At 41.5% G+C, this 16,258-nt stretch carries 14 protein-coding genes; all 14 read left to right on the forward strand.

Annotation, left to right across the window (positions count from 1 at the left end; all coding sequences use genetic code 11):
* Positions 1–7 precede the first annotated feature (7 nt).
* The 14 genes from EXM22_RS02935 to ileS all read left to right on the forward strand — a co-directional run bounded on the left by EXM22_RS02935 (position 8) and on the right by ileS (position 16,183).
* Positions 8–1,402, forward strand: coding sequence for a hypothetical protein (locus tag EXM22_RS02935; RefSeq protein WP_149485071.1), 1,395 nt, complete (start codon positions 8–10; stop codon positions 1,400–1,402).
* Complete coding sequence (locus EXM22_RS02940) at positions 1,399–1,815, forward strand: GtrA family protein (RefSeq protein WP_149485072.1); 417 nt, start codon at positions 1,399–1,401, stop codon at positions 1,813–1,815. The genes EXM22_RS02935 and EXM22_RS02940 overlap by 4 nt, the downstream gene beginning before the upstream one ends.
* The gene (locus tag EXM22_RS02945; protein WP_149485073.1) at positions 1,812–2,750 is read left to right on the forward strand and encodes a glycosyltransferase family 2 protein; all 939 of its coding nucleotides are present in this window, start codon (positions 1,812–1,814) and stop codon (positions 2,748–2,750) included. Before EXM22_RS02940 ends, EXM22_RS02945 begins: the two co-directional genes overlap by 4 nt.
* Positions 2,747–3,631 carry a carbohydrate deacetylase gene (locus EXM22_RS02950; RefSeq protein ID WP_149485074.1) on the forward strand — a complete coding sequence of 295 codons (885 nt, stop codon included), beginning with the start codon at positions 2,747–2,749 and terminating at the stop codon, positions 3,629–3,631. The genes EXM22_RS02945 and EXM22_RS02950 overlap by 4 nt, the downstream gene beginning before the upstream one ends.
* Complete coding sequence (locus tag EXM22_RS02955; protein WP_149485075.1) at positions 3,628–4,545, forward strand: glycosyltransferase family 2 protein; 918 nt, start codon at positions 3,628–3,630, stop codon at positions 4,543–4,545. The genes EXM22_RS02950 and EXM22_RS02955 overlap by 4 nt, the downstream gene beginning before the upstream one ends.
* A gap of 7 nt (positions 4,546–4,552) precedes the next feature.
* Positions 4,553–5,491, forward strand: coding sequence for a glycosyltransferase family 2 protein (locus tag EXM22_RS02960; RefSeq protein WP_149485076.1), 939 nt, complete (start codon positions 4,553–4,555; stop codon positions 5,489–5,491).
* Positions 5,488–6,948: a flippase gene (locus EXM22_RS02965; protein ID WP_281289919.1), complete on the forward strand. Its 1,461-nt coding sequence runs from the start codon at positions 5,488–5,490 to the stop codon at positions 6,946–6,948. Before EXM22_RS02960 ends, EXM22_RS02965 begins: the two co-directional genes overlap by 4 nt.
* A gap of 32 nt (positions 6,949–6,980) precedes the next feature.
* Positions 6,981–8,156 carry a glycosyltransferase gene (locus EXM22_RS02970; protein ID WP_149485078.1) on the forward strand — a complete coding sequence of 392 codons (1,176 nt, stop codon included), beginning with the start codon at positions 6,981–6,983 and terminating at the stop codon, positions 8,154–8,156.
* Positions 8,156–9,304, forward strand: coding sequence for a glycosyltransferase (locus tag EXM22_RS02975; RefSeq protein ID WP_149485079.1), 1,149 nt, complete (start codon positions 8,156–8,158; stop codon positions 9,302–9,304). The genes EXM22_RS02970 and EXM22_RS02975 overlap by 1 nt, the downstream gene beginning before the upstream one ends.
* On the forward strand, positions 9,301–10,050 hold the full coding sequence (locus tag EXM22_RS02980) for an SdiA-regulated domain-containing protein (RefSeq protein WP_149485080.1): 750 nt from the start codon (positions 9,301–9,303) through the stop codon (positions 10,048–10,050). Before EXM22_RS02975 ends, EXM22_RS02980 begins: the two co-directional genes overlap by 4 nt.
* The gene (locus EXM22_RS02985; protein WP_149485081.1) at positions 10,043–11,089 is read left to right on the forward strand and encodes a hypothetical protein; all 1,047 of its coding nucleotides are present in this window, start codon (positions 10,043–10,045) and stop codon (positions 11,087–11,089) included. The genes EXM22_RS02980 and EXM22_RS02985 overlap by 8 nt, the downstream gene beginning before the upstream one ends.
* Positions 11,059–12,174, forward strand: coding sequence for a CotH kinase family protein (locus EXM22_RS02990; protein WP_149485082.1), 1,116 nt, complete (start codon positions 11,059–11,061; stop codon positions 12,172–12,174). The genes EXM22_RS02985 and EXM22_RS02990 overlap by 31 nt, the downstream gene beginning before the upstream one ends.
* 23 nt (positions 12,175–12,197) lie before the next feature.
* Complete coding sequence (locus EXM22_RS02995) at positions 12,198–12,881, forward strand: DUF4956 domain-containing protein (RefSeq protein ID WP_149485083.1); 684 nt, start codon at positions 12,198–12,200, stop codon at positions 12,879–12,881.
* A gap of 158 nt (positions 12,882–13,039) precedes the next feature.
* The gene (gene ileS / locus EXM22_RS03000) at positions 13,040–16,183 is read left to right on the forward strand and encodes an isoleucine--tRNA ligase (RefSeq protein WP_149485084.1); all 3,144 of its coding nucleotides are present in this window, start codon (positions 13,040–13,042) and stop codon (positions 16,181–16,183) included.
* Positions 16,184–16,258: the final 75 nt, after the last annotated feature.

Here is a 16,258-nt window from a genome sequence, read left to right on the forward strand (position 1 = left end):
TTAGGTAATGCGACTAAAACACTCACTCAACCGTCTGGATGATTTGATTCCTGGAAAAATGCTTTTCATATTGTTTTGGATACTTATCCTTCTTTCTTATGTTTGTCTCAATATTGGATTTAAGCCGGAGTTGCGGGATAATGCCTGGTCTCACTACTGGGCGTATGATTTTTTTAAAAATGGTATCGTGGAAGACAGGTTTATAGGGAATGGGTTGGCTAATCTGAGTTTGACCGGGGTCACTCCTGCCTTCTTCTACGGAAGTATTATGAATCTTATTGGCTGGCAGCTTCCAAGAGCACTATTGATTTCTACCTTTTTAATTATAGCAGCTCTGGGGCTGTGGTACAGAATTTTAAAAGATAAGAACTGGTCTTTCAAATCCATCGCCTTATTTATAACAATTGGACTTCTTCTGGATGCCTACTTTGAGCCTTCTCATACCACAAAAACAGATGCGTTTACCTTTTTTATGCTGTCTATCTCCTTTTTCAGTTTTACCAAAAAGCGATATTTATTGGCAGGATTTTTAGCATTGGTCTGTGTCGAATCTCATCCCATCGGTATAACAGTCTTCTTCTACATGCTGGGTCATTTTCTGGGGAATAGGGAGAAAATTTTGGCTGAAAGCAAGATCAAACCTTTTGTTTATTTCGGGATTGGTTTGATAATCGGGCTATGTTATTATTTTCTCCTGCATTACAAAGCCCTGTTTCAAAGTACATACTCCCTTGACTATACACTGAACAATAACAAAGAGATGTTCTATTTCTTTAGTTATATCCTGAAATATTTCTTCCCGGGTGGATTGAATAAGCATATCCCTGAGTTTTTAATCCTTTTCGCGGGACTAGGGCTTGGTATTATATGCAAGTACTATAAAAAGGATTCCTCTCTCTACTGGATATTGGGACTTGTTTTCTTCTCATCTCTGATAAATCCAAGGCCAGTTCATACCTATGTCATCATGGCTTTTCCTGCTCTCCTCATGGTTTTGGTCGATACCGCAACACGTCTTAGGTTTCAAAAACTGGTTCTTCTCTATTTCTTTCTTCTACTCCTGCCACAATTTGCATATTTGGGAATAAAAAGCCGTTCTTGGCCCAATCATCGACAATATGTTCAGAATATCCAATCTCAATTACCCAATGATACATCACTGCCTCTTTTGGGAAGTAGTAATGAATGGTTTGCAAGCTTGGGGAGTTTCGATTATCATCATTTTACTTGGCTGGATTTTTCCCCATCCTCTAAACCGGATAAATTCTATTTTATTCTTGAAGATGATGGTAGGAAATCTGGACTACCCGATAGGTGGGAGTCTCAGTATAGCTTTAGTTTGATCAATGAATTTGAAAATTATGGAGAAGAATTTGATATTTTTTTGGCTGAAAAAAGATGAATAATTTTAAAATGCTTTTTATTCAAGCTGTTAAATTTGGTATTGTCGGATTTTTGAATACAGCTGTGACTTTCATAGTGATTATTCTGTTTAAAGAATTGATCGGATTTTCTATTTATATTGCCAATTTTGCCGGGTATGCAGCTGGTTTGATGAATAGTTTTATCTGGAACAGAGCTTGGACTTTTAAATCCAATCAGGGGGATCTGAAACGGCAAGTCTTTTTATTTATTGCTATTTGGTGCTTTTGTTTTGCCATACAGATGGGAGTTTTATTTCTCCTGGTAGATATAGCAGGAATATTTGAATATGTTTCAGTCTTTATGGCCATGGTTGTGTATACTATTTTAAATTTTATACTCAATCGATGGATTACTTTTAATTCAAAATCAAACGCGGAGGATAACAAATGAGAAAGGCAGATAAAATAAGCATCGTCGTTCCCATATTTAATGAGGAGGCAAATATCAACCTTCTTTATAAGCGACTTATGGAACAAATTCCTCTTTTAGATCTGGATAAATATGAGATTCTCTTTGTAAGCGATGGAAGCACAGATGAATCTGAAAATATTATTAAGTCTCTGGGAGCTGAAGATAATAATGTAAAAGGGCTCTTCTTTTCAAGAAATCATGGTCATCAGTTCGCTTTGAAGGCTGGTCTGGACAACAGTAGCGGTGATGTGGTTGTTTCTATGGATGCCGATCTTCAACATCCGCCCGAATTGATACTTCCCCTCTACGAAAGATGGCAAAGTGGTTTTGATATTGTTCAGACAATACGCAAAGAAACAGAAGGAGCAGGTCCATTCAAGATCCTCACAGCCAAACTGTATTACAGCTTTTTAAATTTCTTTTCCGATGTCAAAGTGCTGGATGGAGCAGCCGATTTCAGGTTGATGGACCGAAAGGCTGTGGATGTTTTGGGAGATTTTAATGAGAGTAATCTGTTTATGAGAGGTCTGATTCCCTATATTGGGTTTAAGACGTCCTATATTGATTTTGTCGCTGCCGATAGGCATGGGGGAGAGTCAAAATATACTATAAGGAAAATGTTTCGTTTTGCAATGGATGGCCTCATGGGGTTTAGCATCAAGCCCCTGAGAATGGCGACTCATTTGGGAATTTGGATGTCCTTTACTTCTGTTCTATACTTAATTTATGTTATCGTTTCCAAGTTTTTTCTCCATAATACCTCTCCTGGCTGGTCATCCCTGGTCTCTATTGTCTCCTTATTAGGAGGAATCCAGCTGGTTTGTCTGGGTATCATCGGAGAATATGTAGGTCGCGCTTTCATGGAGCTTAAGAGGAGACCTCAGTACATCATCGCCGAGCGGGTAAATCTGTGAAACTGCATATCAATGCCGACGATATGGGAGCCTCTTCTTCAGTCAATGATTCTATAGCTCAAGGTTTCAAAAAAGGCGCTTTGACTAAGTTGAGCCTGATGGTAACTACACCAGGTTTTGAAGAAGCCTGTGAAATGATTCGGATAGAAGGATGGAGTCATTCTCTTCATTTGAATTTCTGTGAAGGAAGACCTATTACATCTCCTCTGGACATACCCCTTCTTGTGGATAAAAATGGATGTTTCGATAAGGGTTTTATCCAATTTTGGCTAAACTGTATATTCTCAAAAAGATTTCTTGAACAGGTTGCAGTTGAACTAGAAGCTCAAATGAAAAAATATTCACAGGCTTTTCCTGATCAAAATAATTTGTCTTTGGATAGTCATCAGTATTACCATCTGATTCCTCCTGTGTTAAATAAAATCCTTTATATAATCCGTGAGAATCCCCGTTTTACTTCTATCAGGACTGTCCGGGAACCTTTCTTAATTTTAAGGAGCAACATTCATTTCTCCATACAGAACATTTGTTCAAGTAATCTTATAAAATGGATACTTTTGAGGTATCTTACATTCCATTCAAACAAACCTCTACGACTTTCAGGAGTTCAATCGAATCGCTATTTTTGTGGTGTTTTGTATTCAGGGAATATGTCTTATGATGTTTATACTGCATTTAAAAGGTTTATTGAAAAGCGGAAATTTGACGCTGATTCAGCTGAAATACTTTTTCATCCAGGAGGCGCTTCCCACGAGGATGAAAAGCTATGGGATAATCAAAAAGATCTTCTAAGATTTTACAGATCCTCCAATCGAGATAATGAGCTGGATGAATTGATTAAAATTGCAAGGGAAACTCCTGTTAATGAGGGTAAACGATGACTGAAATCACAGTTTTTACTGCATCCTATAATTATGGACATTTGTTACATCGAGTTTATGAAGGACTCTGTAGTCAGACTTTGCAAAATTTTGAGTGGCTCATAGTGGATGACTGCTCCAATGATGATACTCAGAAAATTGTAAGTTCTTGGATTCAAAATAATCCTCCATTTAATATCCGTTATTATAAGCAAAAAGAAAACCGAGGTAAGATGGCCGCTATGAATAAAGGAGTTCAGATGGCCACTTTCCCCCTGTTCCTTTTGATCGATGCAGATGATTGCCTCCTCCCCAAAGCACTTGAGTCCTTTACGAAACGATGGGAAAGTTTAGATACTGAAGTTCAGGAAACACTGGCAGCACTCGTTGCCTTATGTAATGATCAGAATGGTGAACTTGTAGGAACTCCTTTTCCTCATGATCCATTAATTTGTGATTATTATGAAATGAAATTTAAGTATCATATCACTGGTGATAAGTGTGAGATGTTTCGAACACAAGCTTTGAAGGAATATCCCTATTACGAAATTGACCGGCATGTTATTCATTCGGCAACCTATTTTGATATGTCGGAAAAATATAAATTTTATTGTTTCAATGATATTCTTAGGACTTATTATCGGCAGGAAGAAGGAAGAACTACTTTATCGGTAAGGACTAAAAAACTACGGTTTATAAAAGGTCGCCAGTTTTATGCTGAAGCTAGAATTAACAAATATTTTGACCGGATTCCAAGTATTAAGTTTAAAATTTTTACATATATTTCTTATATTCGATATTCCAGCCATCTTGGTATGAGCTTTTCTGAAAGTCTCGGCCATATTCATAAAATACGCAGGAAGTTGATTTGTTCTTTAATAGCCCCAGTAGGGTTTTTAGTCATTTTTCAGGACAAAATCAGAAAGAGGGTTTGATATTTCTATGAAATTTGCATTTGTGATTCTTCATTATAATGAGAGAACTTTAGAAGATACACAGGAGTGTGTTGATTCAATACGGTCAGTTTCTGTAAATCAAAATTATCATATAACGATTGTTGAGAATGGTTCTAAAGACAGGAGTCTTTCTGTTCTTAAAACTCTATATGATGAGTCTTCAGATATTTCTTTGGTACATTCCAAAGAGAATCTTGGCTTTGCTAATGGGAATAATCTTGGATGTAGGCAAGCAATAGAGGAGATAAATCCGGATTTTCTTATTGTTATTAACAATGATACTGTGATAACACAGGAAGATTTTGTTACAAAAATACAGGAGATTTATAATACTTATCATTTTCATATTCTTGGGCCAAATATTCGGGATCGGAATAATCATCCTCAAAATCCAATATTGGAATTTCCTATATCCATTGAGCAGTTAGATAAGGGAATCAGGGACTTAACTTTAAAGTTGGAAGTCTTAAATAAAAGTTGCTTTTTATATTGGTTAAAATATAAAAGAAAAAAAGCAATGAAGAGATTAGTTAAAAATATACTTTTAGCAAGTCCTCTTAATCATCTGATAGGTCATGCTTCACTCAGGGATAAAATGTCGCGGGATATTCAGGAGGGAATAGGTCTACATGGCGCTGCTTTAATCTTTTCTAAAGAATATTATGAAATGTATAAGGATGTTTTTTATTCAGGAACATTCATGTACAAAGAAGAAGATATCCTCTATTACAGAGTCAAGAAACATGGTTTGCGGTCAATATATCATCCTGGTATTGTGATTTATCACAAGGAAGACCGTTCTACTGATAGCCGTTTCAAAATTGGTTGCAGTAAAGAACGCTTTATCATCAAAAATCAGCTGGCATCTTTCAAAGTCTATAGAGATTATATTAGGAAAGATCTGTTACAAAAGGGCTTCAGTTGAGCTTAGATAGGAAAAAACTTTTTACAGATTATATATTCAACCTTATCCGCATGGTTCTTAACATAGGACTTCCTGTTTTTGTATTACCTTTTGTTTTAAATAGAATAGGTCCGGAAAACTATGGAATTTTTTCATATACAAATTCTATTGTTTCCTACTTTTGTATGGTTGCTGTATTGGGTATTCCCGAGTATGCCGCCCGTCTTATTGCCAGAGAGAGAAAGTCTCCTGATCTTGGAAAGACCATTGCAGAGATGCTGATTCTACAAACTTGTTCTGTTACAGCGGCAATGATTCTTTATTTTACCCTTTTTTTTCCTTTTTTCACCTCCCAGTATAGAGATGCCTATCTAATCCTCTCCATCCTAATTTTTTCCGGATATTTTAATGGGGAGTGGTTTTTTGTAGGAACTCAGAGGTTCAAATTCATGTCATTAAGGGGCATGATTTTTAAGATTCTAAATGTAGCTGCTATGATTATGACCATACGACATGGTGATGACTACATGAAGTATACACTCATTACAGCACTCACATCTTTGGGAAACAGTCTTATCACTTTCCTTGGTATTCTGAAATATATTCATCTTCGCGATTTTAGAAATCTGAAAGTTCGCAGACACCTGAAGCCGGTGTTTGTCCTCTTCAGTCTTTCTGTGGCCGGGTTGATCAATGCCAGTATCGATAAGACACTAACAGGATATCTTGTAGGTCCTCTCTACGTTGGTTTTTATACTTTGGGATTCAGACTTTCTAGAATTATACTGCAGCTATTTACAGCTTTGAACAATATCATATTTCCCAGAGTCACAAGCTATTTAGCTCAAAATGATGACAAGCAGAGTTCCCGCCTGGTTTCATTTAATATGAATTACATTCTGATGCTGGTTTTGCCTATAGTATTGGGAATGGTCTTGTATAGCCAGGATATTATATCTATCCTTTTTGATTCAGAGATGCTACCCGCTGTGACATCCCTAATAATCCTGTCATTTATTATTCCTTTTCAGGCAATTAAACGGCTGGTAAGACAGCAGATTCTCCTACCCAGAGACAAAGAGCGTGTTATTCTTTACATTACCGTGGCCGGTATCTTGGGAAATATCATATTGAACCTGATTCTGGTTCCTCATTATTTTCATAATGGTGCAGCAGCTGCTACCCTTTGTATGGAATTTATGGATGTGATGATATGTTTGGTTTATATTCGTTATAAATTTGGTTTAATTATTTTAACCCAGGATCATATTAAATATCTTTTAGCTACACCAATTGTTCTCATCCCTTATTACTTTTATGGCCATGGAAAAGAATTAAGCCTAATAGAGCTCTTCTTTGTGGTAGTTATTTCTGCATTTCTATATTTTATGGGATTGCTGCTCCTTCATGATCCATTATTTTATAAATTGGTCAGAAAGTTAAGAATCAGGGCTAGAAAGGATAAATCAAACACCTGATTGGGGGCTATAAAAATCCAAGGAGCTAAAAAATGAATATATTATTTGATCTGGTAGCCACACAACCTATTCATGGGGCTGTCTATCATGGAGGGGGAGAGTACTCCAAAGCCGTATTCAAAGCGGCAGTGGAAAAGGGATATAAATTTGACGCTCTCTATGATGGTTCAAAACCTCTGGATGAATATATAAAGAACCTCTGCAACGAGAAGGAGATTTCCCTAATCGACTTGGTCGGGCGCTCCTTTTTTGAGGTATATGCCGGCTATGATGTTTTTTTTACAGGTCTTCCCTATGGACGGTTTGATCAGGCCGGAGAGTGCAATACCCGTCTTTTTTTTACAATCCATGGTGTCCGCAGCCTCGAAATGCCAACGGATCGTCATGAAATTCCATTTTATGTGGGTACAAAAGACCCTAAACGGATTCTAAAAGCTCTATTTATCCGCTTTTTTCCGGATAGGTATAAAAGAATGGCTGCAGCCAAAGTCCGCAAACTCCTGACTCTTTCTGGCAGTCAAATCATCACTGTATCGGCTCATACAAAATATTCACTCTTGAATTTCTTCCCCGAATTAAAATCCGATCAGCTCCACGTCTGTTACTCCCCTCTATTTAATCCCATAGATCCTGATTATGTTGCAATGAAAAGTAAAGAACTCCTGGAAAGCCTGGGGCTGACTGAAGGGGAATTTTATCTGGGCCTAGGAAGCGGTCGCTGGCTTAAGAATAACCTGCGTCTGGCCAGAGCCTTTGATAAGCTTGTTTCAGACGGCCGGTTGAAGGGGCGGAAACTGGTCCTGACAGGGGGGACCAACATTGTGTATCGATCCCTGAAAAACAAAGAACACTTTCTTTTTCTGGATTATGTGAAAACAGAGCTTCTAGAAAGTTTGTTCAAGGGGGCCCGGGCCCTGCTTTACCCCTCTCTGAATGAGGGATTTGGTTATCCTCCTCTTCAGGCTATGAAATACGGGACTCCTGTTTTGGCCTCCGCTTTTTCGGCAGTCACAGAAGTCTGTGGTGATGCCGTTCTCTATGCCAACCCCTATTCTGAGGATGAAATTGCTAGCCGGATTCTGATGCTTGAAGATGAGGATCTTCATAAAGAACTGGCCATTATAGGTCCGCAACGGTATAATCTTGTTTCTAACAAGCAGAAACAGATGCTCCAGGAAATGCTTGAGCTTGTCTTTAAGGAGTCTTAATGAACCTGTTATTTGATCTGGTAGCCTCACAGCCCAAAAAGGGTGAACAGTTCCATGGTGCCGGTTTTTATGCCTCACTCATATTTAGATATTTGGCAAAAGATTTAAAAGGACACCAACTTATAGGTTTCTATTTTCGTGATCGTCCTCTTCATCCGGATGTGATGGCCCTATCTGGTGCTGAAGGGATAATCCTTGAAGCCATTGATAGCATAGAAGAGGTCTATGGTCTGATACAAAAACATGAAGTGACAAGAGTCTTTTCAGCTATTCCTTCCAATCTCCGTTCTTTAAGACTAAAGAATGTACACTTTGTCTTTACCAACCATGGACTGCGGGGGATAGAAAAGCACTGGGATAGTACTGAGCTTAAGTACACGTCATCTTTGAAAGGTAAGCTAAAGGTCCTGGCTAAGGCTCTGTTTTCAAAAAAAATCATTCACAGAAAGATTACCCGCTATCAGGGACTGCATGACATTGCTGCAAATTATTCCATTGTGACCGTAAGCCATCATAGCAAGGCTAGTATTTTTCTGAATTTGGGATTAAAAGATCCTGATCAGATCAAGGTCTTTTATTCACCTTTGTTTCTTGATGAGCAAATTCCGATAGATCTACCTTCTGAGGTAGAGGGACCCTATTTTCTGATTGTCAGCGGGAATCGCTGGATAAAGAATTCTTTCAGAGCCATTCAGGCTTTTAAAAATCTGCAAAAACATTATCCCCATGATATAAAACTTGTCATTACTGGGATTTCTAGAAATAATCCTCTTAAAAAGTGGAGCAGTGATAATGTTATCATGATGGACTACGTGGAAGAGGATGTTCTTCAAAGTTTGTATCAGCACTGTTATGCCTTTGTTTATCCTACCCTAAATGAGGGGTTCGGTTATCCTCCCCTGGAAGCTCAACGGTTTGGGAAACCGGTTCTCAGTGCCTCCAATACCTCTCTTTTTGAAGTCTTGGCCGATTCGGCACATTTTTTTGATACAACATCAATCATGGAAATTGAAACCAGAATGTTTCAGGTTCTCAGTGACAAAGATCTCTATAACCGCCTTTCGAAAAAAGGTCATGCCAACTATAAACGGGTCTTGTCGCTGCAGAATCAGGATTTGATATCCATGAAGGAGTTTTTGTTTTCTTGAGGTTTAAAATGTATAGAAAGTATTTGTTTTTAATAGTTATCTCAATTTATATGTTGACTTTGGGTTCGTTATGGTCCCAGCCAAACTCTGCAAAGCCTTATCTTAAGGAACTCGATTTTTTTAAGCTGGATAACTTCCGGGAACCCTCGGGTCTTGTGTACTCTCCAAACCGGAACACTCTCTTTGTGGTCGGGGATGAGGGACATATAGCCGAGATCAGCCTGGAGGGGGAGCTCCTTCACCAGTCCTGGCTGGGAGAAAGGGACCTGGAAGGGATCATGATCTTCCCCGAACAGGGCATGCTCTACGCCCTGGATGAGAAGACAAATCATCTTATTAAAATCCATCCCGATACCCTGGAGATCCTGGCTTATGAACAAATCCTCCCTTCGGGCACTCCTCCCTATGAAGGACTTGGCAGTGATGGAAGGGATACCTTTTTTCTGGTGAATCAGAAACTTAAAAAAAAGAGCAAAGACGCAGCCCTTTTCATGATGAAGGTTGGTAAAATAAATAAGATAAAAACAGGCATTGAGGATCAGTCTGCTCTCTTGTGGACAAGCGAGGGATTTTATATCCTCAGCGATACCCTTGATAGGCTCTATAAACTGGATTTAAAAGGACAAATCCTCTGGCACTGTCAGCTGCCGGGAAAAAACCAGGAAGGTCTGGCTGTCGATGGTGATGGATATTTTTACGTTGCCCAGGACAGCGGAGGCATCCTCAAGTTGGAACTGCATGAATAAAATAATTTGGACTCTTATACTTTGCACATTCTCAATAAGTCTCATTTCCGCCAAGGACGATTTTTTCGACTTGTGGGAACCGGAAGGGAATTTTTACATTGAAAGTGATTATGAGACGGCTCCCACGGACTATCTGGAGCTGGGGTTCAAAATGGATAACCGCTTTGAAATCACCGATGCCTGGGAAATAGGTCTTGAGGTGGATTTTAAGACAGACGAGGTAGAAACCGATGAAGTCTGGGTGCGTTTCCGTCAGGACAGGCAGCGTTATCAGCTCGGCATGTTTAAGAATGAGATCCTTCTGGAAGACCAGTTCTCTAGTAAACAAGTGCCTTTTAACCTGGACTCCCTCATCAAAAACCGATTGGATGAGATGGGATGGTACACATCAAGGGCTCTCGGTTTTAAAGCCTATCAAAACTATAAAGAAGGCACACTCCCTGTGAGCGCATACGGCCATATCTTTTTTCAGCCCTCCGGCAGAGAAGTTCAGGTCAACACGGGGCTGTTTTATCCTTATAAGGGTGAAGACAGCTGGGTGGGGATCACCGCCGCTTACTATCCCTATTTCATACACAAAAACTGGGTGGGCACCGCAAGTTCCCACACGCAGGATCATAATTTTCTCTTTCAGGCGGCCATTGCCGATATGAGCGGAAAGGGTCTTTTCATCTACAAAGGGGATGTCACCCTGGGGAATAATCTCATCGATCCCGTGGGGTATATTCACTTTCCCGGAGAAGGGGAACCCAGCTGGTTTATGGGGGCAGACATTCTCCTGGCTTATCCCCTTAAATATGATGATTTTGTCTGGACTCCCGGATTAAACACAGGTTTTTTGATTCATAGTCTGGATCAGATGGAGTCCTGGACTGCCTCTGTCCGCACGGGTCAGCTTCTGGCATGGGACAAGACCTTCTTTTTGCATTTAGAAGGGGGAACCGACATCCTGACCAATTATAACAGCGATGGGGGAGAATCGGTCCTTCAAACGGGTTTGGAGATCATATGGGGCATCAGCTTCGAAATAAGACATTAGGGTTCACAGCCTGTCTGATCCTTTCTCTGGCTTCCTGCGGTGAGTTTGTAGGGATACTCCCCGATGAAGACGGAGTCGAGACGGGTTTGCCATCTGTAAAAATAACTCTGGCTCCCGATGAAATGAGTGATCTCTATGATTCTGTAACCATGAATATTGAGGCCTTGTGCGGCTATGAAATGGATGGGGCAAGAGGACGTGGAGAGATCAATGTACGCGGTTTTACATCCCGTATGAATCCTAAAAAATCTTTTACTCTCCTCCTGGAGGATGAGGAAACAAAGATTGCCCTCGATGCTGGAGGAGACCCTTGGATGAGCTACAATTTGATCATGTACGCCTATGAGCAAGTGGGATTACCGGCTCCTCAGCTTTCACCTGCCAGTCTTTTTTTCAATGGTGAATACATGGGCTATTACAACCGTCTGCCCCTTTATGATTCATCCGTTGATGATTTTTACGGGGAAAAGGGAGAATTGTTTAAAATCAGGGTCTTTGATATAGGACAGGATGTGCCAGTCCAGTCCATGTCGGAAAAAAAATATCCCGATGACGATGATTTCAGCACACTGAATCTGTTATTGGTGAACGCTGCTCATATGTCCACAGTAGAGTGGGTTACGTGGATAGAAGAAAATGTAGATTTGGAAAGTGTAGCCCGGTATATGGTTGTGAGGGATTTTTTTGGTTCTGCAGATACCTACAACACCAACTTCTATATCTATGCGGGAGATTACTACAGAATTCTCCCCTGGGATAACGATCACTACTACCGCTATGAATCCATTGGGGGAGATAATCTTCTGACCTCCCGTATGCTGGAATCTCCTTTGTTCCAACAGCAATATAAATCCGTTTTCAATAAATACTTTCTTCAATCGTCAGAACATAATATAATTGATTCTTTGAAGACCTATCTGGAAACCCTTTATACAGATCTGGAACAGGCAGTAGATCTTGAACCGGTCTTTTACCTTGAGAGCGAAAATTTTGATGGGGAAAGAGACTTCATTCTCTCCTTCCTGGATAACCGGGCAGATACAATTCTGGCAGATCCCGAATGGAACGATTTTTTTGATGAGTGAGACATGCACATTTAGGAGAATAAATGACCGAGTTTCTTAATATTCTAAACACATCGGCTATGCAGCAGGATTTTACCGTACTCGCCAGTATCAGCAGGCTAGGGTATGCTTTCATATTGAATCTGTTTCTGGCCTTCACCTATAAGAATCTAAACTCCCATAAGGAAGACTGCCATATCATCATGCATTCCATTATTTATATAGGTGTTATCATGGCAGGAGCCATGATGATGATCGCTTCCAATATGGTCGTCGCCTTTGGATTGCTCGGTGCGGTTTCAATTGTTCGTTTTCGTACAGCCGTGAGTAATCCCATAGACATGTCTTATATTTTTCTGGCCATAGTTGTGGGAATCTCCTGCGGATTGGCCTTTTTTGTTCATGCCTTGATTCTGACACTCTTTGTGGGTTTGCTGATGCTTTTTCTCAACCGGATCAAGTTGGGTATGGCACCCCCCACAAGCTTCAACTTCGATGTGTATATCACATTTAACAAAAAGCACTTTCATGCCGAGTCCATTGAGCTGCTCAAAAACTTCATGGGCAGTGATGCCATGATGATGGAGATTAAAACAAGCAAACAGAGGGTTAAAATTAAATATTCCCAAACCATGCACAATCTGGGAGAAGTACAGGAAATGCATGACCAGATTGAAGGAATCTTCTCCCATGACCCTTCGCTTATAATCCGTATCAGCAGGAAATAGTTTGAGGAATCAACTGTAGGGTTTTTCAAACTATTAAACGGTCTGTCCAGTATTCAGAGCACGCTCTGTTTCCAGCCGGGACTGCCCTTGCCTAATCCCTCCCTCTTACTATAAAATACATTCATTAATTTGTACTTATTTGAACTAGGAGAACCGTTTTGTATACCCCCGTAGAACCCAGAGTCGACTTCCCTAAAATGGAAGAAAAAATTCAGAAATTCTGGGAAGAGAATTCCATCTTTGAGAAATCCATTTCCAATCGTGACGGTGCCGAGGACTTCGTATTTTACGATGGGCCTCCCTTTGCTACCGGTTTGCCTCATTTCGGTCACTTTGTGCCGGGAACTCTCAAAGACATTATTCCACGCTACCAGACCATGAAGGGTAAACGGGTAGAGCGCCGATTTGGCTGGGACTGCCACGGACTGCCTGTAGAATATGAAATGGAAAAGGAGCTGGGTATCTCCGGAAAAACGGAAATTGAGAAATACGGTGTGGCTAAGTTTAACGAAGCCTGTCGATCCATTGTTCTTAGATATACCAGCGAATGGCGGGAAACCATCACACGAATGGGCCGCTGGGTCGATTTTGATAACGATTACAAGACCATGGATGCAAACTATATGGAGTCTATCTGGTGGGTCGTTAAATCCCTTTGGGAAAAAGACCTCATCTACAAAGGACACTATATTCTCCCCACCTGTCCCCGCTGTTCCACTCCTTTGAGTAATCATGAACTCAATCTGGGTGGATACAAAGATGTCAATGATCCGGCCATAACTATCAGATTCAAGGCTCTCGACGTTGACGATAATGATAACACATACTTTCTTGCCTGGACGACCACACCTTGGACCCTCATCTCCAATCTGGCCCTGACTCTTGGGGCCGAAATTGATTATGTCAAGGTCAAAGACGGGGACGAGTTCTATATCCTGGCTGCCGAGCGTTTAGGAGCTTACTATAAGTCTGAAGAAGACTATGAGATCATTTGGACCAGAAAAGGAAAAGACCTCACTGGTCTCTCCTATGAGCCGATTTTTCCCTATTTTCTAAATAGAAAAGACCAGGGTGCTTTTAAGACCTTCACGGGAGACCATGTGTCTACCGAAGACGGTACGGGAATTGTCCATACGGCCAGCGGTTTTGGTGAAGAAGACTATGCCGTTCTCAAGGATACAGGCATCGAAGTGGTCTGTCCCGTAGATGATGAGGGGCAGTTTACCAAAGAGGTTCCCGAATATGCGGGACGCTTTGTTAAAGACTGTGACAAAGATATCATGACTCGTCTCAAGGAAGAGGGGAAGCTCGTAAAGCGTGACCAGATTCTTCACTCCTATCCTCATTGCTGGCGCTGTTCCAGCCCTCTTATTTACAAGGCCGTAGGGTCCTGGTTTGTTGACATCGACAAGGTGAAAGACAAGATGCTTTCCAATAATGATAAAGTCAACTGGGTTCCGGAACACCTCAAGAAGGGGCGATTCGGAAAATGGCTGGAGAATGCCCGGGACTGGGCCATTAGCCGGAATCGCTACTGGGGAAATCCCATTCCTATCTGGGAGTGCGATAGCTGTGAAACAAGAGTGTGTATCGGCAGCAAGGCCGAGCTGAAAGAAAAATCAGGAGTGGAGGTCGAAGACCTTCACAAGCACTTTGTGGATGACATTACCTTTGAATGTACCTGTGGTAAGGGTACCATGAGGAGAATCCCCGAAGTCCTGGACTGCTGGTTTGAATCAGGATCCATGCCCTATGCTCAGGTTCACTATCCCTTTGAAAACAAGGAGTGGTTTGAGGCCAATTTCCCCGCTCAGTTCATCTGCGAGGGGCTGGATCAAACTCGTGGTTGGTTCTATACACTCACCATCCTGGCGGCGTCTCTCTTTGACAGCCCCGCCTTTGAAAACGTTGTTGTTAATGGCCTGGTTTTGGCCGAAGACGGCAAGAAAATGTCCAAGTCTCTGCGGAACTTTACCGATCCTGGAGAAGTCATCAATAACTTTGGTGCCGATGCTCTGCGTCTATTTTTGATGAACAGCGCCGTCGTTCACGGGGAAGGGCTAAAATACTCCGATGAAGGGGTCAAAGATGTGCTCAAGAGCATCATCATTCCTCTCTGGAACTCCTATAGCTTTTTTGTCACCTATGCCAACATTGATAGGGAAGCCCCTTCCGCTCCTCCGGAAAATCCCGATAACCCACTGGATCAGTGGATTCTTTCAGAAACCCTCCACATGGTACAGGATGTGACGGCTCAGCTGGATGTTTATGATATCCAGAAGGCCATTGAACCCATACTGAAGTTTATTGACCTCATGAATAACTGGTACATCCGCCGTTCCCGACGCCGTTTCTGGAAGAGTGAGAATGATGGAGATAAACTGCAGGCCTACGGTACTCTCTGGCATGCCCTTATCACACTGGTCAAGGTGGCCTCTCCCTTCATACCTTTTGTGACCGAAGAGATCTACCGCAATCTAAAAACTGATGATATGCCCGAGTCAATTCACCTTTGCGACTATCCTACTGCTCAGGAAGACCAGCGGGACCAGATTCTGGAACATAAAATGGCATTGACTCAGCAGACGGTTTCCATGGGACGGGCTCTTAGGGCGGTTCACAATCTGAAGACAAGACAGCCTCTCAAGGCCATGCATATTGTCACAAGAAACACCGATGAAAAGAGAATCCTCCGGGAGATGGAAGATATCATCGCCGAAGAGCTGAATGTGAAGGAAGTTTACTTCCGTGAAAATGAAGAAGACCTTGTCGAGTACTCGGTCAAGGCAAACTTCAGAGTCCTGGGTAAACAGCTGGGGAAAGACATGAAAGCCGCGGCGTCCAAGATCGCAGAACTCTCCTCTACGGAGATCCTTTCCCTTCTGGAAGGGGCCACACTCAGCGTTAGTTTTGATGGTGCCCAATTCAATTCGGTGGATATCACTTCTGAATCCGTGGTCATACAGCGTTCTGAGAAAGAAAATCTCAAGGTTCTCAACGAAGGGAATTTGACCATTGCCCTGGACCCCGAAATTACGGAAGATCTCCTCCAGGAGGGGATGGTTCGTGACATTGTCAGAAGCATTCAGAACCTGAGAAAAGAGAGCGGTCTGGAAGTAACCGACAGAATCAAGCTGTTCATCAGCGGTTCAGATTCAGTCAAAGCGGCTGTGGAGTCCTTTGAAGATAATCTGCTCTCGGAAACATTGGGTGACAGCTGGGTTTGGGAAAACCACGACAATGCCTTTGAAGGCAGTTGCGGTGATGATGAACCCTGTTATATCGCCCTTGAAAAGGCCTGAGATCTGAACCTTTGACATTCCGGCAATTCTGGATCACACAATCCGGGATTGCCGGGGCGTGTGAAACATTTATTC

The organism is Oceanispirochaeta crateris, from assembly GCF_008329965.1.
In the GTDB taxonomy this organism is placed as follows: domain Bacteria; phylum Spirochaetota; class Spirochaetia; order DSM-2461; family DSM-2461; genus Oceanispirochaeta; species Oceanispirochaeta crateris.

Coding starts and splice junctions, on each gene's coding strand:
- EXM22_RS02935 (WP_149485071.1), top strand. CDS start 8: ATGCGACTAAAACACTCACTCAACCGTCTGGATGATTTGATTCCTGGA.
- EXM22_RS02940 (WP_149485072.1), top strand. CDS start 1,399: ATGAATAATTTTAAAATGCTTTTTATTCAAGCTGTTAAATTTGGTATT.
- EXM22_RS02990 (WP_149485082.1), top strand. CDS start 11,059: ATGGGGCATCAGCTTCGAAATAAGACATTAGGGTTCACAGCCTGTCTG.
- EXM22_RS02995 (WP_149485083.1), top strand. CDS start 12,198: ATGACCGAGTTTCTTAATATTCTAAACACATCGGCTATGCAGCAGGAT.
- EXM22_RS02985 (WP_149485081.1), top strand. CDS start 10,043: ATGAATAAAATAATTTGGACTCTTATACTTTGCACATTCTCAATAAGT.
- EXM22_RS02970 (WP_149485078.1), top strand. CDS start 6,981: ATGAATATATTATTTGATCTGGTAGCCACACAACCTATTCATGGGGCT.
- EXM22_RS02945 (WP_149485073.1), top strand. CDS start 1,812: ATGAGAAAGGCAGATAAAATAAGCATCGTCGTTCCCATATTTAATGAG.
- EXM22_RS02955 (WP_149485075.1), top strand. CDS start 3,628: ATGACTGAAATCACAGTTTTTACTGCATCCTATAATTATGGACATTTG.
- EXM22_RS02975 (WP_149485079.1), top strand. CDS start 8,156: ATGAACCTGTTATTTGATCTGGTAGCCTCACAGCCCAAAAAGGGTGAA.
- EXM22_RS02960 (WP_149485076.1), top strand. CDS start 4,553: ATGAAATTTGCATTTGTGATTCTTCATTATAATGAGAGAACTTTAGAA.